Origin of the sequence: Nocardia sp. NPDC005978 (assembly GCF_040614455.1) — a bacterium.
Taxonomy (GTDB): Bacteria; Actinomycetota; Actinomycetes; order Mycobacteriales; family Mycobacteriaceae; genus Nocardia.
This window is the reverse complement of sequence record NZ_JBEXUS010000008.1, coordinates 14,155-32,740: the sequence shown is the minus strand read 5'-3', so window position 1 is coordinate 32,740 and position 18,586 is coordinate 14,155. Positions and strand designations below refer to the sequence as shown.

Genomic DNA, 18,586 nt, shown 5'->3' with positions numbered 1-18,586 from the left:
CACCGTTCCTTTCAGCAGTTGCTCGGTGCGGGCTCGCCGCGGAAGCGGGCGTCCAGCCAGCCCAGGGCGGACGGGATGCCCAGCACGGCCGCGGTCAGGTGGTCCGGCACCGGGACCTCCTCCGTTTGCAGCCGGGTGCCCGCGGCGCAGTAGCGGCGCACGGTGTTGCGCACCGCGTCGATCGGAATGAGCCCGTCGATGGGCGAATGCCATTCGAACACCGGGATATTCGGCACGCCGCCGTACAGCTCGAGGCTGTTCTCCTCCACCACCGCGCGGGCGTCGGGGTTCTCGGTCATGACGGTCGTCTCGGCGACGTCGAGGGCGCCGCGGCCCGCGCCGGCGGCGATGATGTCGTTGGTGCAGCTGTCCGTCAGGCGATCCCGGATCTCGAGGCCCTGGGCGTTGAGCTGACTGCTGATCGGGAAGCGATCCGGGTACTCGCGTTCGAGCCCCAGACCGGCGGCCAGGGCCAGGCCGAAGACCGGATGCCGGCCCAGCCCGAGGGTTTCCAGCATGGTCACCAGGTTCATGGGCACCCCGCCCATGGCCGCGCCGGCGAGTTTCAGATCCGGGGCGTAGGTCGGGGCCAGCGCCGCGGCCCAGGCGGTGGCCATGCCGCCGCCGGAGTAGCCGATCAGGCCGACCGGACTGTGCTGCACGCGCAGTTCGGGCACCTGCTGGACCGCGCGGATGCCGTCGAGGGTGATCTGGCCGCCGAGTTTGGCGGCGCCGTAGGCGGATCGGGGACCCAGGTGATCGGGGAGCGCGATGCTCCAGCCGCGCGCCAGCAGCAGGTTCCAGGCGGGGGCCTCGCGCACCACGAGGTTCTGATCGGTGGTGTAGAGCACGCGGGAGACCGAGCACTGCGCGCCCAGCGCGTTGATGATGTGCTGCAGGGACAGCAGCGGGGTGTCGGGCTTGCGGTTGCGGGGTGAGAGCACGGTCGTGGTGGCGACGATGGGATGTCCGGTGGAATCGGTGGACCGGAACTTGACCAGGGTGATGTCGATGCCGGGGAACAGCGGCAGCGGCGGCATCGCCCGGGTGCCGAGGGTTTCGCCGGGTTGCTTGTCCGCCAGGTCGGCGGACGCCGCGAAGAACGGGTCGGGGTCGGGGGTGGGGTAGCGCGGTTCGCCGATCGCGACGCCGCAGGAGAGTGTCAGCGCGGCCACCGCGCCCAGGACTCCCGCCGTCGCCCAGCGCCATCGCCGGTGGGCGCGCACGCCCGGCCTTCTGATCGATTCCGGACGATGCATGAATATCGTTCCCTCCGAAGCGATTTCCGGTCCGTCGTGATCACGGACCGGTGCCTGGGAGAAGGGTATGGAGGCGCGCGCCGATTCCGGACGGACGACGCGGATTTCCCGACAAGTCACAACGTGCCGCGCGGGGGCTTGTGGTGTTGAACGATACCGTTTGACACAGATACCAAGGGGACGCGGCGGGGCGCTGTGAATATTACAGCGAGAAAGTGAAACACGTTACCGGACTTGGGATCCCACTAGCGTCGACGGCACGGGCGGAACCGTCACCGGCGCCGGGCCGCATCCGCAGCAGACACTTGTGGAGGGGATTACGCAATGACCGACATCGCCGATCAACCGACCCGGCGGCAGGCCGCGGGCGACGCGCTCACCCATCGGGTCACGGTGTACGTGGGCACGCCGGGGACAGCCGCCGAACTCGTCATGGAATACGCGGCCACCCGGGTCGAAGCCTACGAATACATCGTCACCGCGGTGCATTCCGGCATGCTCGTCACCGTGGACGGCAAGGTGCGGCCGGGTTTGCGGCGGCTGCCGAGTCCCCGGCAGCGGTTCTGAGACAGCGCGTTTCGCGCGCCGGCCCGTCTCATTTGCCCGGCGCCGTGCCGAAGGCTGCGGCGATGCTGCGCCACGCGGGCTCCAGCTGCACCGCGAAGTCGAGCCAGGAGTGGATGCCGGTCGGCAGGTAGAGCACGGTCGCCGGAATCTGTAACTCGTTCAGCCGCTGGGCGAATCGTTCGGTGCAGTAGTGCGCGCCGGCCTCCAGGCTGATGCCGCCGCCCGCGACGCCCATGGCCTCGACCGCGTCGCGGGCGGTGAGCGCCTCGGCCAGGTTCAGCACGCCGGGGACGCCGGTGGCGGCCGAGACGTACACGGCGGTGCCGCGCAGGCCCTCAGCGTTCAGGAGGCTGTCGTGCGCCTGCCATTCCGGGGAACCCCAGGGGCCCCAGAGGTTCTCGACATTGCCGCCGCGGGAGCCGACGGTCATGGTGGTCACCGCCCGGCCCGGGGCGTCGGTGGTGGAGTAGCAGCCGCTGATGCCCGCGACCGCGCGGTAGAGCCCCGCGTGCCGGTGCGCGAGCATCATGGCGGCCTGCGCGCCCATCGACACCCCGCCCACCGCGCGCCGCCCGTCCCCGTTCAGGTACGGCTCGACCACCGCGGGCAGTTCCTCGGTCAGGAAGGTCTCCCACCGGTTCCAGCCCAGGACGCGGTCCGGCTGTTCCCAATCGCTGTACATGCTGCCCGCGCCGCCCGCGGGCAGCACCACGTCGACGGGCTTGTCCGCGAAGAACTCCGCCGCCCGGCCCTTGGTCAGCCAGTCCGACACCAGCTTCCCGTCGACCCCGTCCAGCAGGTACAGCGTGGGCAGCGGCCCGTCGCCGACGCCGCGCAGCACATCCACGGCCATCACCCGTCCCATGGCCGCCGATTCGATCCAGACCCGCTCCTGTGCCGCGCCGTACCGCTCGACTCGAATCGGCTCGCCGCGCACCGCCAATGCCACCGTGTCTCGCGGCTGCTCCGCCGGCGCTCCCGCCATCGCCGCCAGCACCACGGCCAAGCCCACTGCCACGCGTCGAATCATGCACGAGAAGCTAAACCGTTCCTACCCACCAGTACTTCACTTTGCCCGATCCCTGGACGCCTGCCCTACCCCGCCCCAATTCCCCTGTAGTCCATCACAACCCGCCCCCACCACCCCCGAACCAATCCACCCACTGCCCGTGCGGGGCCGCGTACCCCACCGCTCGATCATCCAGCGCCAGCACCATGTTCGCCCGCGCCCGCGCGGGCGACGGCCTGCCCGAGCCGAATCCGAGCACCCCGGCGCCACCTCTCCCGGCCGGCGACACGGCAGCGAATCCGGGGGCGGACCCCGTCGCGCCTCAGCGAAACAGACTTCTGAAAAAATTCAGAAGTCGCTACAATCGTCTGTATGAGCAGCCAGGAGGTCGTCTCACCGATCGAAGAAGGGGTCATCGTGGTCACAGAAGTGCAGTGGAGCGAACTACAACGCGACCCCAAGCAGGTGGCACTGCTAGCCGATCAGGGAACGGTCCGAGTACGCCGCCGCGACGGCGCTCCGCTGCTGCTGATCCGAGAGGACCGCGCCCAGGCCACGTCGGACGGTTCGATTGCCGCGGCACGCGCGCTGCGGAACGTTCTCTCCCACCTGCCGCATGACATCGCGGCGCGCGCTCTGCTCGACGAGTTTCCGTGGGTCGATGTCATGCCGGCCGACGCCCAGGCGGAATTCGTGCGGGATTTCGCCCGGGCCTTTCAGGCATCTGCCGAGCTCGGGGAATGGTCGGTGCTCGCCCACATGATGCACGAGTGGCGTGCTACGGCGGCGATCATGGCCGACCCGGCACTCGCCGAACAGCTCAGCCGGCCGATCGAGGGCGATTTCGACGCGGGCCCTGTCCCCGAACCCGTCGGGGAGGATGTCGATGCCCGCCAGGAGGGGTGACCGAGTAGCACCGCCTGGCCGACCAGGCGGGTGGGAAGCACGATTCGCGACCACGGAAGCGGCCAGAGGCTGGGAGGACCTGTGCCGCAGTGCGAGATCGAATACCTGGGAAGCGTGGATCGTCCTGACCGAACGACCCACCACGCCGGAGAACCCTTACCGCCAGCACCGGTTGCACGGCCCACTCGCGACGCGCTCGATCGGCGGGAATCTCCTCGATCAATGGCAGTACGAGGTCACCGCCGGTGGGCGAATCTGGTACTGCCCCCAGACCGAGAAGTGCATCGTGTGGATCGTGTACGCCGGAACCGGTCACCCCGGGCTGACCGAGTGAGACCATGAAACTCGAAGGGCGCCCCCGGTTTTCACCGCGGGCGCCCTTCGAGTTCGGCGCTTACAGCATGCAGCTCACGCAGCCCTCGACCTCGGTGCCCTCCAGAGCCATCTGGCGGATACGGATGTAGTACAGCGTCTTGATCCCCTTGCGCCAGGCGTAGATCTGGGCGCGGTTCACGTCGCGGGTCGTGGCGCTGTCCTTGAAGAACAGGGTCAGGGACAGGCCCTGGTCCACGTGCTGGGTGGCGGCGGCGTAGGTGTCGATCACCTTCTCGTAGCCGATTTCGTAGGCGTCCTGGAAGTACTCGAGGTTCTCGTTCGTCAGGTAGGGGGCCGGGTAGTAGACGCGGCCGATCTTGCCTTCCTTACGGATCTCGATCTTGGAGGCCACCGGGTGGATCGAGCTGGTGGAGTGGTTGATGTAGGAGATCGAACCGGTCGGCGGGACCGCCTGCAGGTTCTGGTTGTAGATCCCGTGCTCCATGACCGAGGCCTTGAGCTCGCGCCAGTCGTCCTGGGTCGGGATGTGCACGTCGGCGTCGGCGAAGATCTGGGCGACGCGCTCGGTCGCGGGCAGCCACTCCTGCTCGGTGTACTTGTCGAAGTACTCGCCCGAGGCGTACTTGGACTCGGGGAAGCCGCCGAAGTACTGCCCGCGCTCCTTGGCGATCAGGTTCGAGGCCCGGACAGCGTGGTAGGCGATCGTGTAGAAGTAGATGTTCGTGAAGTCGATGCCCTCTTCGGAGCCGTAGTGCACGCGCTCGCGGGCCAGGTAGCCGTGCAGGTTCATCTGCCCCAGGCCGATGGCGTGGGATTCGTTGTTGCCCTGCTCGATCGAGGGCACCGAGACGATGTGCGTCTGATCCGACACCGCGGTGAGCGCGCGGATCGAGGTCTCGACCGTCTTGGCCAGATCGACCGAGTCCATGGTCTTGGCGATGTTCAGCGAACCCAGGTTGCACGAGATGTCCTTGCCCACATGGGAGTAGGACAGATCGTCGTTGTACAGCGACGGCGTGGAGACCTGCAGGATCTCCGAGCACAGGTTCGAGTGGGTGATCTTGCCCTTGATGGGGTTCGCCCGGTTCACGGTGTCCTCGTACATGATGTACGGGTAGCCGGATTCGAACTGCAGCTCGGCGATGGTCTGGAAGAACTCGCGAGCCTTGATCTTGGACTTGCGAATTCGCTTGTCGTCGACCATCTCGTAGTACTTCTCGGTCACGTTGATGTCCGCGAACGGCACGCCGTAGATGCGCTCCACGTCGTACGGCGAGAACAGGTACATGTCCTCGTTCTTCTTGGCCAGCTCGAACGTGATGTCCGGGATGACCACGCCGAGGGACAGCGTCTTGATGCGGATCTTCTCGTCCGCGTTCTCCCGCTTGGTGTCCAGGAAGCGGTAGATGTCCGGGTGATGCGCCTGCAGATACACCGCGCCCGCGCCCTGACGCGCACCCAGCTGGTTGGCGTAGGAGAACGAATCCTCGAGCAGCTTCATGATCGGGATGACGCCCGAGGACTGGTTCTCGATCTTCTTGATCGGCGCGCCGGTCTCACGAATGTTGCTCAGCAGCAACGCCACACCGCCGCCGCGCTTGGACAGCTGCAGCGCGGAGTTGATGGAGCGCCCGATGGACTCCATGTTGTCCTCGATGCGCAGCAGGAAGCACGACACCGGCTCGCCGCGCTGCTTCTTGCCCGAGTTCAGGAAGGTCGGCGTGGCCGGCTGGAAGCGGCCCTCCATGATCTCCTCGACCAGCTCCGAGGCCAGGGTCTCGTTGCCGGCGGCCAGGGTCATCGCGACCATGCACACGCGGTCTTCGAAACGCTCCAGGTAGCGCTTACCGTCGAAGGTCTTGAGGGTGTACGAGGTGTAGTACTTGAACGCGCCGAGGAAGGTCGGGAACCGGAACTTCTTTGCGTACGCCTGCTTGAACAGCTTCTTGGTGAAGTCGAAGCTGTACTGGTCGAGCACCTCGGTCTCGTAATAGTTTTCCTTGACCAGGTAGTCCAGCTTCTCCCGCAGATTGTGGAAGAAGACGGTGTTCTGGTTGACATGCTGCAGGAAGTACTGGTGCGCGGCCTCGCGGTCCTTGTCGAACTGGATCTCGCCGTTGGGGCCGTACAGGTTCAGCATGGCGTTGAGCGCGTGGTAGTCCATCCCGTCGGTGGACTCGCCGCTGACGGGGCGCTCTACGCGGGCAGTCTTTCCGACCGGTGCGGTTGTCGTTGCCAAAACAATCCCAATCCCTCTCGGACGCGCTCGACGTCCTCGGCTGTTCCCATGAGTTCGAAGCGATACAGGTACTCGACTCCGCACTTGCGCGAGATGACTTCGCCCGCATAGCAGTACGTATTGCCGAAGTTCGTGTTGCCGGCCGCGATGACGCCGCGCAGGAGCGCGCGGTTGTGTGGATCGTTGAGGAACTTGGCCACCTGCCGGGGCACGAATTCCTTCTCCGAACGTTCACCACCCAGCACGTGCTTACCGCCACCGTAGGTGGGGACGATGAGCACGTAGGGTTCGTCGACTCGCAGACTGTCGGCGGTATGAAGCGGTATGCGGACGGCGGGCACGCCCAGCCGTTCCACGAAGCGGTGCGTATTCTCCGAAGCGCTGGAGAAGTAGACCAGATTCGGTGTCCGCGTGGACAACTCGGTCATTTCAACTCCTTTCGCACCGGGAGACCCGCTGACTCTCGATCAGCGGGTCCGGTCCGCTAGGCGACGGCGACGGACTCGGCCAGCGCCTTGATGCGATCGGGACGGAAGCCGGACCAGTGATCCTCACCGGCGACCACGACGGGGGCCTGCAGGTAGCCCAGCGCCATCACGTAATCGCGGGCCTCCGGGCTCTCCGAGATATCGATGACGTCATATGCGACGCCGGCCTTGTCGAGGGCGCGGTACGTGGCATTGCACTGGACACAAGCGGGCTTGGTGTAAACGGTGACGGTCATTGGTATCTCCCCTTCTCCTTGCCTTAGATCCGTATGCAGTGCACGGCTGAAACAAGAACCATGTAGTAAGTGCGCAAACCCCTGGACGCGAGACCGAAGTCCCTGGTCGCGCGGCTCCCTTCGAGGGTCTCGCCGCACGCCCTTCCAGCTCCCAAGACACTACACCTAGTGGCCGACAGATACACACGACACGACATGTTGCGACTAACAAAGATGGGATTCGGATCGGCGAAGTGCCAGCACGCTCGATTCGCAACTCCGCACGACTGAGGTGCAGGTCACATTTCGAGCGATCAGCACATTCTCAGCAAACACACTGTTCTCGCTGATCAACACCCTTCACGCGAGTCACACGCGTACCTGCGGAGCGGACTCCGGCGGGTTCGAGCGTGCACCCGCGCGCTTCCGAAATCACCGTCGGCCCCAGCGTGTCGCGAGCGACGGAGTGCCGCCGCCGGTATGCCGGTGCCGAGCGAAGAGCGGTAGCCGGTAGGCGTGCGCGCCCCTCGATCATGCGATCCCACCGGTCGATTCGACGAATCGCGCAGGTAGTACGGTCGCGGGCATCGAACGCCTTCGGCGAAAGCGTCTCGCCCGCCGTCGGTCCGAGAGTCGGCGCGCGATCGGCAGCGGCGGGTCCTTCCCGGACACCCATGCGTAGCTAGAAGATTGCTTCATGCGGAGAAGCTAGCGCAACGTCTCCGGAAACGGGTGATGCCACGGCCGAAAGACCGTGGCATCATGCCGGATTCAGCGGTACAGCCGCCAATTACTAGATGGTTGCAGACACATTCGCAGCTGCGGCGAGCGAACGCACGGTCGCGGCGAGCTGGGTGAGCGCCTCGGCGTCGTCGGCCGGATGGGTCTCACCGAAGCGCTGACCGATGCCGCCGAAGTTCAGCGACGCGTCCTCGAGCACGGCCGCACCGGCCACGCCGAGCGCCTTCACCGCGTCCGCGTGCGACCACTTGGCCGCGTTGGCGGAGATGGACGCGCTGATCACGCCGACCGGCAGACCCTTGAGCGCACCCGCGCCGTACGGGCGCGAGGCCCAGTCGATGGCGTTCTTGAGCACCGCGGGCAGCGTGCCGTTGTATTCGGGGGTGAGCACGAGCAGACCGTCCGAGGCGGCGACGGCCTCGCGCAACGCCGCCGCGGCGGCCGGAACCTGGCCCTCCACATCGAGGTCCTCGTTGTAGAAGGGAATGTCGGCCAGACCCTCGTACAGCACGACCTCGACGCCCTCGGGCGCGGCCTGTACGGCGGCCTCGGCGAGGCGGCGGTTGATCGAGGCGGCGCGAAGGCTGCCGACCAGGGCGAGAAGGCGGGTCTGCGACATGGTGACTACTCCTACGATGCTGATCCATTGGCGGGATTCTGAAGACAGTAACCGGACCGTGGTCCGATTCCATTCCCGGGGGCGGCGATCGCGTGCCGTGACCCGCGCCACAGCCCACAATGGCCGCCGAACCCGGCTCGGACACCGCTTTCACTCGAGCAGAATCCAATGCCCGGCCAGTGGAGACCTCGCGGCGACCCGGGCCCGGATGCGCTAAGCTATAAGCGGACCATGGTCCGATTGCAGATGCCGACAAAGGGGTCGAAGCCGTGTCTTGGGACGTTCCGCTGGTACTACCGCTCGCCGACGGCGAACCCGTCGAACGCGCGGATGCCGCGCGCAATCGACGGCTGCTGCTCGACGCGGCCGCCGAACTCGTCCAGACCCACGGCGCGGACGCGCTCACCATGGACGCACTCGCCAAACACGCGGGCGTCGGCAAGGGCACGGTCTTCCGCCGCTTCGGCAATCGCGCCGGGCTCATGTACGCCCTGCTCGACGAATCGGATCGAAAGCTGCAGGCCGCCTACATGTTCGGCCCGCCCCCGCTCGGCCCCGGGGCGCCACCGCTGGACCGACTGATCGCCTACGGCCGGGCGCGGCTCTCGTTCACCGAGATCGAGGGCGACGTGCTGCGCGCCGCCACCGACCAGCCGAAGAAGTTCCAGGGCGCGCCCTACGCGGTCACCAAGACCCACGTCTCGATGCTCCTGCGCCAGGCCGGAACCGACGGGGAGATCTCACTGCTGGCCGACAGTCTGCTCGCACCCCTGGAAGCCGCCCTGGTGCTGCATCAGATGCGGGTGCTCGGCTTCACCCGCGAGCAGGTCGGCGACAACTGGGAGGCCCTCGTCCGGCGCGTCGTACCGGGCGTCGCGCAGTAGAGTGAGCGCCATGGGGAACCTGCGCGAAGAGATCATCGCCGAGCTGGGCGTGCTGCCCGTCATCGAGCCCAAAACCGAAGTGCGGCGGCGCATCGACTTCCTCAAGGAGTATCTGCGCGCCACGCCCGCCAAGGGTTTCGTGCTCGGCATCAGCGGCGGCCAGGATTCCTCGCTGACCGGCAAGCTCTGCCAGCTCGCGGTGGCGGAACTCCGCGCCGAGGGCGACGAGGCCGAGTTCGTGGCCGTGCGCCTGCCCTACGGCGTGCAGGCCGACGAGCACGACGCCCAGATCGCGCTGGAGTTCATCGCACCGGATCGCTCGGTGTCGGTGAACGTCAAGCCCAGCGCCGACGCCGCGGGCGAACAGGTCGCGGCCGGCGTGGCCGAACTGCTGGGCGGCGAGACGCGCCTGCGCGATTTCGTGCGCGGCAACATCAAGGCCCGCGAGCGCATGGTGCTGCAGTACGCGATCGCCGGCCAGCTGAACCTGCTGGTGGTCGGCACCGATCACGCCGCCGAGGCGGTCACCGGCTTCTTCACCAAGTTCGGCGACGGCGGCGTGGACATCACCCCGCTCACCGGACTCACCAAGCGCCAGGGCGCGGCGCTGCTGCAGGAACTGGGCGCACCGCCGAGCGTGTGGCAGAAGGTCCCCACCGCCGATCTCGAGGACGACCGCCCGGCCCTGCCGGACGAGGAGGCCCTCGGCCTGAAATACGCCCAGATCGACGACTACCTCGAGGGCAAGCCCGTCGCCCCCGAGGTCGCCGAACGGGTGGAGACGATCTTCCGCAACACCCGCCACAAGCGCACCGTCCCGGTCACCCCGCACGACACCTGGTGGAAGTAGCCGGGGCTCTCGGCTCTCACGCCCGCCGCACTCACATGCGGCGGGCGCGGTCGTATCGAGGAAAGACCTTCGCGCCCATGCCGGTTCGACGAGCTACCGGTCGCACGGGCGAGTCGGCGAACCACCTTCCCGACGCCGTCTCATCGCCACACGGGTGCAACCGGTACGCGACCTGACCGGCATCCCGACGCGTGCCCGGACGACCTACGTGGCCCGGGCGGCAACCCGACCCGGGAGACACTCGACGTGACATGGGCAGCCGCGCCGACCTGACGCGGGCGGCACCCTGTGCGAAATCCCGAGGCCACGACGGGCGGCCCGACCACGCCTGCGCCGCACCGGAGCGAGCGGTGTGGGCGCGAGAAGGAGGCGCGGGGCCGGAAAGGCCTCGGCCGGAGTCAGATTCGGAGGGGGTCGACTCTGGGCGCGACGGTCTGGTATTCGACGGTCGAAGCCTGCTGACAGTGCAGGGACTTGAGAGATACGCCGTTCATGAGCGCTGAGACGGCGAAGGCGACCACGACGGCGCCGAGGAGTAGAGCGGGTACGAGTCGCGCCATGGCGCCACCTCCCGAATAGGCGGATCGGACATTCAGATATCGGGTCGGCGACCGTTCCGTTACCGATCCATTATCTGATCGTCCGACCAAATATACCTGGTCAAACGACTGCGGTGCAGCAGAATGCCACTCCGGCGGGGGCGGCTGGCTACCACCGGGAGCAGCGCATCGGGTGGATGATTCGGTACTCCACAGACGCCTCCGGTACGCCACAGAGGCCTTCGACCGGCGCACGACCAGCCAGGCATTCGAGAGAGCGCACCATTCGAAACGGGCACGTGCGGTCGCCTCCCGGGCCTCCAGGCCCCGGAGCGAGCGGATCAGCCGCCCGCGAAGGGGGGCAGGACGTCTACGCGGGGCGTCAGGGCGGCCGTGCCGTCGCGGGTCAGTTCGTCGCCGATCAGGTAGGCGCAGACCGCAAGCATCGGGTCCAGTTTCGGGCCGTAGGCGGTGGTGAGGGTGGTGCGCAGGTCGGCGACGGTCGCACCGGCGGGCAGGTCGAGCAGCTCGCCCGGCTTGCCGATCACGTCGGCGATCGCCGCGAAGTAACGCACCTCAACCACCGATTGCTCCCATCGTTCGTTCGGGCGGTACGAAACCGGCGGCGTCGATGCCGTGCCCGGCGGACTTGTTCCACATGGCCCCGCGCCACAGCTCGGCGATCTCGGCGTCGCCCGCGTGTGCGCGCAAGGCCGCGCGCACATCGTATTCCTGATCGCTGAACAGACAGGACCGCAGCCGGCCGTCGGCGGTGAGCCGGGTGCGATCGCAGTCGCCGCAGAAGCTGCGCGTCACCGAGGCGATGATGCCGACCGTCGCGGGACCGGAGTCGACCCGCCACTGTTCGGCGGGCGCGGACGGGTCATCGCGCCCGACCGGCGTGAGGGTGAACCGCTCCCCCAGCACCTCGAGCAGTTCGGCCGCGGTGATCATGTTCGCGCGCGCCCACTCGTGATCGGCGTCCAGCGGCATCTCTTCGATGAACCGCAGCTCGGCGCCCTCGGCGATGCACCACGCCAGCAGATCGGCTGCGCCGCTCAGGGTTTGGCGCATGAGCACCGCGTTCACCTTGACCGGAGAGAGCCCGGCGGCGCGGGCGGCGCGAATGCCGGCGAGCACCGAATCCAGCCGATCACGGCGGGTCAGCCGGGCGAAGCCTTCGCGATCCACGGTGTCCAGGGAGATGTTGATCCGATCGAGCCCGGCCGCGACGAGTTTGCGGGCGCGATGCTCGAGACCCACCCCGTTGGAGGTCATGGACAGCGGCGTGTCCGGCAGTTCGGCCCGGCAGCCCGCGATGATCTGCTCGAGATCACGGCGCATGAGCGGTTCGCCACCGGTGAACCGCACCTCGTGGACCCCGAGTTCGCGCACCGCCAGCACCACCAGGCGGATCAGCTCGGCGGTGGAGAGCAACTCGTCCGCCGGAATGGCGGGCAGCCCCTCCTCCGGCATGCAGTACGTACAGCGCAGCGAACACTTCTCGGTGATGGAAACCCGCAGATCGCGCGCGGTACGGCCGAAACGGTCGACGAGATACGGGGTATCCGGGCGGCCGTCGACACTGGGCTGCCCGGCTCGTATGGCAGGCATGCCCATCGCGACCACGGTCATTCGACCATTATGTCGCTACCGATACCGCCCGGCGCCGTTCGAGCGCCGGGGATTGGTCACAGTGTCGCGCGAAAAGGGCCCGAATCGGCCGCGTATAGGCTCAGCCGCATGAGTTCCCGGCACGCCACGGTCCCGGCCCGCTCCGTCGAAGACCATCGGCAACGCATCGTAAATTTGTTCGCACCGCTCGCCGACCGCGGCGGTGAGGCGGTTCCGATGGCCCGCGCGCTGGGCCGGCGACTCACGACCGACGTGTACTCCCCCCTGGATCTGCCGGTCTTCCGCAACTCGGCGATGGACGGCTACGCGGTGCGGGCGGATTCGATCGCGACCGTGCCCGTGACACTGCCGCTCGCGGGCGTGGTGGCGGCCGGAAACACCGGTGCGCCAACGTTGCCCGAGGGCGCGGCGCTGAAAGTCATGACCGGCGCGCCCATTCCGGTCGGCGCGGACTGTGTGGTGCCGGTCGAGCACACCGCCGGGACGGACGGCACGGTCACCATCGAGAAGAGCCGCTCCGCGGGGGATTTCATCCGCGAAGCCGGAACCGACGTGCGCACCGGGCAACTGCTGGTGGCGGCGGGCACGGTACTCAAGCCGCGGCACATCGCGGCGCTGGCGGCGGTCGGCCTGGTCGAGCTGCCGGTGTGGCGGCGGGTGCGCGCGGCGGTCATCACCACCGGCGACGAACTGGTGCAGGCCGGGCTGAGCCTGCTGCCCGGGCAGATCTACAACTCCAACGGCATCGCGCTGGCGGCCGCGCTCGCGGACAACGGGGTCGAGGTGGTGTCGGTCGCGCACGCCACCGACGATCCGCGCGAGTTCACCCGCCGGCTCGGCGAGGCCACCGCGACCGCCGATCTGGTGTTCACCTCCGGCGGGGTCTCCATGGGGGATTTCGAGGTGGTCAAGGACGTGCTCGCCCCGCTGGGCGGCGAATTCGGTTCCGTGGCAATCCAGCCCGGCGGGCCGCAGGGCCTGACCGTGGTGGACGGGGTGCCCGTGCTGAGCTTCCCGGGCAACCCGGTGAGCACCATGGTGTCGTTCGAGGTCTTCGCCCGGCCGCTGCTGCGCGCACTGGCCGGACTGCCCGAGATCGCCGGTGTCGCACTGCCGCTGCGGGATTCGGTGCGGTCCCCCGCCGGAAAACGGCAGTTCCTGCGTGGCCGGCGCACCGGCGACGGCGTGGAACTGGTGGCGGGCCCGGGATCCCACCTGATCGCGACCATGGCCCAGGCCGACGTACTGATCGAGATTCCGGGCGAGGTCACCGAGGTGCCCGCCGGAACACCCCTCACGACCTGGGAGCTGTGACCGTATGAGCGCCGATGAGCAGACCGTCGCGGAACTACGCGGGCTCGCCGAGGATTGGGCGGCCGCCATCGTCGCCAACGACGCGGAACTGATCTCGGTCTTCATGGCCGAGGAATGGGTGATCGTCTCGGAGACGGGCGTGTCCACCAAGGGCGAGTTCCTGGACGAGATCCTGTCCGGCCGGCTCACCCACTCGGCCATGGATCGGGTCGGCGAGCCGCACATTCGCGTGTACGGCGACACCGCGATCGTCACCGCCCGCGTGACCAATACCGCGCACTACAACGGCAGGCGCTTCGACGCCGACGAATGGACCACCGACGTCTTCCGCCGCCGCGACGACTGCTGGTTCTGCGTCCACAGCCACATCACCCCGGTCCGCCCGGGCTGACGTCCCGCCCCGGCGAGCCCGGGTTTCCGGTGTGGCACCTACGCGATGCGCCCCGGCGAGCATCCACCGCGACCGACTGTGCCGACACCGGTGCTGCGGACTTCGAGCCCGGTCCGAGGCTGCCGAGCGCCGGGGTATCCGCACATCGCCACGAGCTCACCGGGTGGTCGCCCGGCATCGCGCTGTTTCCACCCGGCACGCGCCGACGGCAGTGCACTCACCATCTCGATCCGCCCGCGGTGAGGCCGAACACCGGGCCGCCCCGTGCGACCCGGGCGCGGGACAGTGCCTACGCTTGCGGGTATGAGTGAGTTGTCGCATGTCGACCAGGAAGGTCGCGCGCGCATGGTCGATGTGAGCGCGAAGGCCGACACCGCCCGCATCGCGGTGGCGGCCGGCGAACTGCACACCACCGCGGCGGTGGTGGCCCTGGTCCGGGCGGACGACATGCCCAAGGCGGACGTGCTGACCACCGCGCGCCTGGCCGGGATCAACGGGGCCAAGAAGACCTCCGAGCTGATCCCGCTGTGCCATCAGCTGGCGCTGTCCTCGGTGAACGTGAGCTTCGGATTCACCGCGCACACCATCACCATCGAGGCCGTGGCCAAGACCAAGGGCCCGACCGGTGTGGAGATGGAGGCGCTCACCGCGGTCGCGGTCGCCGGACTCACCCTGCACGACATGATCAAGGCCGTGGATCCGGCGGCGACCCTCAACGGGGTGCGGCTGCTCACCAAAGACGGTGGCAAGCGCGGACATTGGGAACGGTCGGCTGCGACGTCCGGTGAGCCGGGCAGCGACGTCGCGCCGCGGTCGGGCGAGGGTACCCAGCCGCACGACGCCGGGGCGGATTCGGGCGGCACGGGCGACCCGGAAGCGCCTGCCGGGCAGGCGAACGAGCAGACCCAGCGGCACAGTGCCGCGTCCGGTGCGCATTCGGACCCGAAACATGCTGTGGCGCAGACCGATTCCGACACCGTGGGACAGAATGCTTCCAGCACCGCGACACAGGGCGAATCGGGTGGCTTCGGTGCACGGCGAGCGGCCGTGGTGCTGGTCGCTTCCACCGGTACCGCGGCCGGTACCCGCGTAGACACGACCGGGCCGGTGCTCGCCGAATGGCTGGGCGGACTGGGCTTCTCGGTGCGCGGTCCCCTGGTCTACGCCGACGCCGACATCGCCTTCGGACTGGCCGAGGCGCTGGCCGGCGAACCGGCGCTGGTGATCAGCACCGGCGGCACCGGAGCCTCCCCCACCGACGGCACCCCGGAAGCCACCCTGGCCGTGCTGAACCGCGAACTGCCGGGCGTGGCGGAGTCGATTCGGCAGCGCGGCACCGCGAAATTCCCGCTCGCCGCGCTGAGCCGCGGCGTGGCCGGTCTGGCGGGACGCACCGTCGTGGTCAATCTGCCGGGTTCGCCGGGCGGGGTGAAGGACGGCATCGCGGTGCTCGAACCGCTGCTCGATCATCTGCTGGCCCAGGTGGCCGGAGGAGGCAACCATGAGTGAGACGCACGCGCTGCTCGCGCGGATCAGCGATCAGCCGCTGAATCCGGACGAGGTGGAGAAGTCCGTGACCGGGCCGGAACACGGCGCGGTCGTGGTGTTCACCGGCAAGGTCCGCAATCACGATGGCGGGCAGGCGGTTTCGGCGCTGGAGTACTCCGCCCACCCCGACGCCGAGAAGTTCCTGGCCCGGGTCTGCGCCGAGGTGGCGGCCGAGTCGGGCCTGCCAGTGGCCGCGCTGCACCGGATCGGCGCGCTCACCATCGGCGATATCGCGATCGCCGTGGCGGTCGCGGCCCCGCATCGCCGCGAGGCGTTCATCGTCTGCGCCGACCTGGTGGATCGCATCAAACACGAAGTGCCCATCTGGAAACGGCAGCTGTTCGCCGACGGCATGTCCGAATGGGTCAACGCCTGCGGGTAGGTCGGCAGTCGGAAACGCACGCACTCCACGGCGGATGACAGCCGAGGCCGCGGGTTCCGGCGACGCCGAGGTGAGAGCTCACGGCGCTGGAACCCGCGGCCTCGTCCCCGATGAGGAGGCGGGGCTTCAGGCGGCGACCGGGTCCGGCGGCACCGGGTCGACCGGTTCCGGATCGGTTGCGCCGCGGGCCAATTCACCCAGTCGGGTGTGATTGAAGAGCAGGTTCAGGACGAACACCGTGACCGCCGCCAGGGTGACGCCGCTGTTGAGCAAAATCTCCAGCGAGCTCGGGAACCGGTCGAACATCCCCTTGGTCAGAACCGGTACCAGTCCGACGCCGATGGCGATCGCGACGATGCCGAGATTCACCCGGTCGGCGAGATCGGCCCTACGCAGTATGCCGATGCCGATGACGGCGATCGTCGCGAACAGCATCAAACCCACCCCGCCCACCACGGGTTTCGGCACCGCCGCCACCACCGCGCCGATGCGCGGGATCGCGCCGAGCAGAACCAGTATCGCGCCGCTGACCGCCGTCACGTAGCGGCTGTACACGCGGGTGCCGGCGACCGCGCCGACGTTCTGGTTGAAGACGGTGTCGATGAAGGAGTTGAACACGCCCGCCAGGACGGCCGAGAGCCCGTCGCCGACCAGGCCGCGCGCGATGTCCGCCTGCCGCAGGGGTTTTCCGGTTATCTCACCGATCGCGAGCATGCTCGCGGTGGATTCGGCGAAGACCACGGCCATCACGATGCTCATGGCCACGACGGCGGTCAGCGGGAACTCCGGGGCGCCGAAGTAGAACGGATGCGGGACGCCCAGCCACGACGCGTCCGAGACGCCGCCGAGCTGGACCAGTCCCATCAGAATCGCGATCAGCACGCCGGCGATCAGCGCGATGAGCACGCCGAGCTGCGACCACACCCCGCGCCCGAGCGTGGTGCACACGAGCGCGATGAGCAGCACCGCCGCGGCCAGGGCGATGTTCGACGGCGCGGCGTAGGACGCCGACTTCGGGTCGCTGCCGACGATCAGGCCGCCCGCCACCCCGATGAGCGAAATCCCGACCACGGTGAGCACGGTGCCGCTGACCAGCGGCGTGAAGAACCGCACCACCTTCGCGAACGGCCAGGCCAGGGCCACCCCGAGGATGCCGCCGACGAGCATGGATCCGTACACCGCCGGAAGCCCGTATTCCTTGGCGATCAGGATCATCGGGCTCATCGCGACGAAGGTCGCGCCGGTGACGATCGGCAGCCGCGCACCCGCGAAGCGTCCGAGACCGAGGCTCTGCACCAGCGTGATGATGCCCGCGACCAGCAGGTCCGCGCTGATCAGCATGGCGATCGTCGATTTGTCCAAACCGACGGCGGCGCCGAACACCAGGGGGACCGTGACGCAGCCGGTGTACATGATCAGCACGTGCTGAATGCCGAAGACCAGCAGCCGATGCCAGGGCAACCGGGTGTCGACGGGGTGGGGCGCGGTCATGGTGCCTCCTTGCGGCGCGTCGGTTGTGGTCAGGCTAGGCAGCGGCGACGGGAGGGCGGTTTGTCGAAATGCACTGATACCGGACCCCGGCCGAGGCGGTGTTTTGTGTTCGGAACCAGCGTGTGCGGCGGCGGGGATGGGCCAGAGTGGGGCAAGGTGATCATCGACCACGGGAGGCGACCATGTCCGAACTGTCCGGCAAGATCGTGCTCGGCCCGCACCAGTACGGCAAGGCCGAGAACCGGGTGGTGCGCATCTACCGCGACACCGCCCGGCATCGCATCCGCGACTTGAACGTATCGTCTTGCCTGCGTGGAGCTTTCGACGCGGCGCACACCGTGGGTGATCAGGGCGCGGTGCTGCCGACCGACTCGCAGAAGCAGACCATCTTCACCTACGCCAAGACGCACGGCGACGGCAGCGTCGAGGAGTACGGGCGGGCGCTGGCCCGGCATTTCGTGGACGACGTCGAGCCGGTGGAGTCCGCGCGCATCGAGATCGAAGAGTTTGCGTGGCAACGGGTTCCGGTCGACGGCGTGGGCCACGACCACACCTGGACCCGGCTGGGCCCGGAGGTGCGCACCGCCGCGGTGACGGTGAGCGGTGCGGGAACCGCGCAGCGGGAGTGGGTGATCGGCGGTTTCAAGGACCTGGTGATCCTCAAGTCCACCGGTTCGGAGTTCACCGGCTTCCTGACCGACGAGTTCACCGTGCTGCAGCCCGCCGACGACCGCGTGCTCGCCACCTCCCTGACCGCCCGCTGGCGTTTCGCCGCCGACCCGGCCGACTGGGACGCCACCTACGCCGGCATCCGCTCGACGATGATCGCCACGTTCGCCACCCGCCACTCGAAAGCGCTGCAGCAGACCCTGTTCGACATGGGCAGCGCCGCCCTCGAGGCTCACCCCTGCCTGGCCGAGATCCGCCTGTCGGCCCCCAACAAACACCACTGGTCCTTCGACATCACCCGCTTCGGCGTCGAGAACAACGCCGAGGTCTTCTACGCAGACGACCGCCCCTACGGCCTGATCCACGCGAGCGTCCTGCGCGCCGACGCCCCCGACCCGGGCACCGCCTGGGACCCGTACACCGGCCTGGCCTGACCCCGCCCCGACGAACGCGACCGAGCCCGCGGCCGACAGCATGCTTCGCGCTCGTGCGACCCGCCGAGTT

At 68.3% G+C, this 18,586-nt stretch carries 21 protein-coding genes; 10 read left to right on the top strand and 11 right to left on the bottom strand.

The features are described 5' to 3' along the window. Positions 1–11: 11 nt before the first annotated feature. The gene (locus ABZ319_RS05325; protein ID WP_354985071.1) at positions 12–1,259 is read right to left on the bottom strand and encodes a lipase family protein; all 1,248 of its coding nucleotides are present in this window, start codon (positions 1,257–1,259) and stop codon (positions 12–14) included. Between the two features lie 324 nt (positions 1,260–1,583). On the opposite strand from ABZ319_RS05325, the gene ABZ319_RS05320 reads away from it, so the two are divergent. After that, entirely contained in the window at positions 1,584–1,826 is a 243-nt protein-coding gene (locus ABZ319_RS05320) for a hypothetical protein (RefSeq protein WP_354985070.1), read from the top strand. A 28-nt stretch (positions 1,827–1,854) separates the two neighbouring features. Here ABZ319_RS05320 and ABZ319_RS05315 read toward each other — a convergent pair whose 3' ends face one another. After that, a complete protein-coding gene (locus tag ABZ319_RS05315) occupies positions 1,855–2,844 on the bottom strand; it encodes an alpha/beta hydrolase family protein (protein ID WP_354985069.1) in 990 nt (329 codons plus the stop codon). Positions 2,845–2,950: 106 nt separating this feature from the next. Beyond that, on the bottom strand, positions 2,951–3,094 hold the full coding sequence (locus tag ABZ319_RS05310) for a hypothetical protein (protein ID WP_354985068.1): 144 nt from the start codon (positions 3,092–3,094) through the stop codon (positions 2,951–2,953). 113 nt (positions 3,095–3,207) lie between these two features. Between ABZ319_RS05310 and ABZ319_RS05305 the strand changes: the two genes are divergently transcribed. Together ABZ319_RS05305 and ABZ319_RS05300 are read left to right on the top strand one after the other, a co-directional pair. Then, positions 3,208–3,741: a hypothetical protein gene (locus ABZ319_RS05305; RefSeq protein ID WP_354985067.1), complete on the top strand. Its 534-nt coding sequence runs from the start codon at positions 3,208–3,210 to the stop codon at positions 3,739–3,741. A gap of 172 nt (positions 3,742–3,913) precedes the next feature. Further along, entirely contained in the window at positions 3,914–4,075 is a 162-nt protein-coding gene (locus tag ABZ319_RS05300; protein WP_354985066.1) for a hypothetical protein, read from the top strand. A gap of 60 nt (positions 4,076–4,135) precedes the next feature. On the opposite strand, the gene nrdE is transcribed toward ABZ319_RS05300, so the two are convergent. From nrdE to ABZ319_RS05280, 4 genes are all read right to left on the bottom strand, one after another. After that, on the bottom strand, positions 4,136–6,241 hold the full coding sequence (gene nrdE, locus ABZ319_RS05295; protein ID WP_354985167.1) for a class 1b ribonucleoside-diphosphate reductase subunit alpha: 2,106 nt from the start codon (positions 6,239–6,241) through the stop codon (positions 4,136–4,138). Between the two features lie 32 nt (positions 6,242–6,273). Then, positions 6,274–6,744, bottom strand: coding sequence for a class Ib ribonucleoside-diphosphate reductase assembly flavoprotein NrdI (nrdI, locus tag ABZ319_RS05290; protein WP_354985065.1), 471 nt, complete (start codon positions 6,742–6,744; stop codon positions 6,274–6,276). A gap of 56 nt (positions 6,745–6,800) precedes the next feature. Continuing rightward, positions 6,801–7,040, bottom strand: coding sequence for a redoxin NrdH (locus ABZ319_RS05285; protein WP_354985064.1), 240 nt, complete (start codon positions 7,038–7,040; stop codon positions 6,801–6,803). A 772-nt stretch (positions 7,041–7,812) separates the two neighbouring features. Continuing rightward, positions 7,813–8,379, bottom strand: coding sequence for an NAD(P)H-dependent oxidoreductase (locus ABZ319_RS05280; RefSeq protein WP_354985063.1), 567 nt, complete (start codon positions 8,377–8,379; stop codon positions 7,813–7,815). A gap of 269 nt (positions 8,380–8,648) precedes the next feature. Here ABZ319_RS05280 and ABZ319_RS05275 point away from each other — a divergent pair, with 269 nt between their 5' ends. Both ABZ319_RS05275 and nadE read left to right on the top strand, forming a co-directional pair. Further along, positions 8,649–9,263, top strand: a complete 615-nt coding sequence (locus ABZ319_RS05275) for a helix-turn-helix domain-containing protein (RefSeq protein WP_354985062.1) — start codon at positions 8,649–8,651, stop codon at positions 9,261–9,263. A 10-nt stretch (positions 9,264–9,273) separates the two neighbouring features. Continuing rightward, the gene (nadE, locus tag ABZ319_RS05270) at positions 9,274–10,113 is read left to right on the top strand and encodes an ammonia-dependent NAD(+) synthetase (RefSeq protein ID WP_354985061.1); all 840 of its coding nucleotides are present in this window, start codon (positions 9,274–9,276) and stop codon (positions 10,111–10,113) included. Positions 10,114–10,511: 398 nt separating this feature from the next. Here the strand turns inward: nadE and ABZ319_RS05265 are convergent, their stop codons facing one another. From ABZ319_RS05265 to moaA, 3 genes are all read right to left on the bottom strand, one after another. After that, complete coding sequence (locus ABZ319_RS05265) at positions 10,512–10,673, bottom strand: hypothetical protein (protein WP_354985060.1); 162 nt, start codon at positions 10,671–10,673, stop codon at positions 10,512–10,514. Between the two features lie 320 nt (positions 10,674–10,993). After that, a complete protein-coding gene (locus tag ABZ319_RS05260; RefSeq protein WP_354985059.1) occupies positions 10,994–11,236 on the bottom strand; it encodes a MoaD/ThiS family protein in 243 nt (80 codons plus the stop codon). Beyond that, positions 11,229–12,287 (bottom strand): GTP 3',8-cyclase MoaA, encoded by a 1,059-nt coding sequence (moaA, locus tag ABZ319_RS05255; RefSeq protein WP_354985058.1) that lies wholly within the window; start codon positions 12,285–12,287, stop codon positions 11,229–11,231. The genes ABZ319_RS05260 and moaA overlap by 8 nt, the downstream gene beginning before the upstream one ends. A gap of 108 nt (positions 12,288–12,395) precedes the next feature. On the opposite strand from moaA, the gene glp reads away from it, so the two are divergent. The 4 genes from glp to ABZ319_RS05235 all read left to right on the top strand — a co-directional run bounded on the left by glp (position 12,396) and on the right by ABZ319_RS05235 (position 15,922). Next, positions 12,396–13,601: a gephyrin-like molybdotransferase Glp gene (gene glp, locus ABZ319_RS05250; protein WP_354985057.1), complete on the top strand. Its 1,206-nt coding sequence runs from the start codon at positions 12,396–12,398 to the stop codon at positions 13,599–13,601. 4 nt (positions 13,602–13,605) lie between these two features. After that, on the top strand, positions 13,606–13,992 hold the full coding sequence (locus ABZ319_RS05245) for a nuclear transport factor 2 family protein (RefSeq protein ID WP_354985056.1): 387 nt from the start codon (positions 13,606–13,608) through the stop codon (positions 13,990–13,992). A gap of 303 nt (positions 13,993–14,295) precedes the next feature. Further along, positions 14,296–15,501, top strand: coding sequence for a bifunctional molybdenum cofactor biosynthesis protein MoaC/MoaB (gene moaCB / locus ABZ319_RS05240; protein ID WP_354985055.1), 1,206 nt, complete (start codon positions 14,296–14,298; stop codon positions 15,499–15,501). After that, positions 15,494–15,922, top strand: a complete 429-nt coding sequence (locus ABZ319_RS05235) for a molybdenum cofactor biosynthesis protein MoaE (protein WP_354985054.1) — start codon at positions 15,494–15,496, stop codon at positions 15,920–15,922. Before moaCB ends, ABZ319_RS05235 begins: the two co-directional genes overlap by 8 nt. Before the next feature lie 126 nt (positions 15,923–16,048). Here the strand turns inward: ABZ319_RS05235 and ABZ319_RS05230 are convergent, their stop codons facing one another. Next, a complete protein-coding gene (locus ABZ319_RS05230; protein WP_354985053.1) occupies positions 16,049–17,413 on the bottom strand; it encodes a nucleobase:cation symporter-2 family protein in 1,365 nt (454 codons plus the stop codon). Positions 17,414–17,595: 182 nt separating this feature from the next. Here ABZ319_RS05230 and pucL point away from each other — a divergent pair, with 182 nt between their 5' ends. Beyond that, complete coding sequence (gene pucL, locus ABZ319_RS05225; RefSeq protein WP_354985052.1) at positions 17,596–18,516, top strand: factor-independent urate hydroxylase; 921 nt, start codon at positions 17,596–17,598, stop codon at positions 18,514–18,516. The last annotated feature ends 70 nt before the right edge of the window (positions 18,517–18,586 follow it).

What these genes read in the sequence shown, in the direction of transcription:
- ABZ319_RS05325 (WP_354985071.1), bottom strand. Translation starts at nt 1,259, where the DNA reads ATGCATCGTCCGGAATCGATCAGAAGGCCGGGCGTGCGCGCCCACCGG.
- ABZ319_RS05320 (WP_354985070.1), top strand. Translation starts at nt 1,584, where the DNA reads ATGACCGACATCGCCGATCAACCGACCCGGCGGCAGGCCGCGGGCGAC.
- ABZ319_RS05305 (WP_354985067.1), top strand. Translation starts at nt 3,208, where the DNA reads ATGAGCAGCCAGGAGGTCGTCTCACCGATCGAAGAAGGGGTCATCGTG.
- nrdE (WP_354985167.1), bottom strand. Translation starts at nt 6,241, where the DNA reads ATGGACTACCACGCGCTCAACGCCATGCTGAACCTGTACGGCCCCAAC.
- nrdI (WP_354985065.1), bottom strand. Translation starts at nt 6,744, where the DNA reads ATGACCGAGTTGTCCACGCGGACACCGAATCTGGTCTACTTCTCCAGC.
- ABZ319_RS05285 (WP_354985064.1), bottom strand. Translation starts at nt 7,040, where the DNA reads ATGACCGTCACCGTTTACACCAAGCCCGCTTGTGTCCAGTGCAATGCC.
- ABZ319_RS05280 (WP_354985063.1), bottom strand. Translation starts at nt 8,379, where the DNA reads ATGTCGCAGACCCGCCTTCTCGCCCTGGTCGGCAGCCTTCGCGCCGCC.
- nadE (WP_354985061.1), top strand. Translation starts at nt 9,274, where the DNA reads ATGGGGAACCTGCGCGAAGAGATCATCGCCGAGCTGGGCGTGCTGCCC.
- ABZ319_RS05265 (WP_354985060.1), bottom strand. Translation starts at nt 10,673, where the DNA reads ATGGCGCGACTCGTACCCGCTCTACTCCTCGGCGCCGTCGTGGTCGCC.
- moaA (WP_354985058.1), bottom strand. Translation starts at nt 12,287, where the DNA reads ATGACCGTGGTCGCGATGGGCATGCCTGCCATACGAGCCGGGCAGCCC.
- glp (WP_354985057.1), top strand. Translation starts at nt 12,396, where the DNA reads ATGAGTTCCCGGCACGCCACGGTCCCGGCCCGCTCCGTCGAAGACCAT.
- ABZ319_RS05245 (WP_354985056.1), top strand. Translation starts at nt 13,606, where the DNA reads ATGAGCGCCGATGAGCAGACCGTCGCGGAACTACGCGGGCTCGCCGAG.
- moaCB (WP_354985055.1), top strand. Translation starts at nt 14,296, where the DNA reads ATGAGTGAGTTGTCGCATGTCGACCAGGAAGGTCGCGCGCGCATGGTC.
- ABZ319_RS05235 (WP_354985054.1), top strand. Translation starts at nt 15,494, where the DNA reads ATGAGTGAGACGCACGCGCTGCTCGCGCGGATCAGCGATCAGCCGCTG.
- ABZ319_RS05230 (WP_354985053.1), bottom strand. Translation starts at nt 17,413, where the DNA reads ATGACCGCGCCCCACCCCGTCGACACCCGGTTGCCCTGGCATCGGCTG.
- pucL (WP_354985052.1), top strand. Translation starts at nt 17,596, where the DNA reads ATGTCCGAACTGTCCGGCAAGATCGTGCTCGGCCCGCACCAGTACGGC.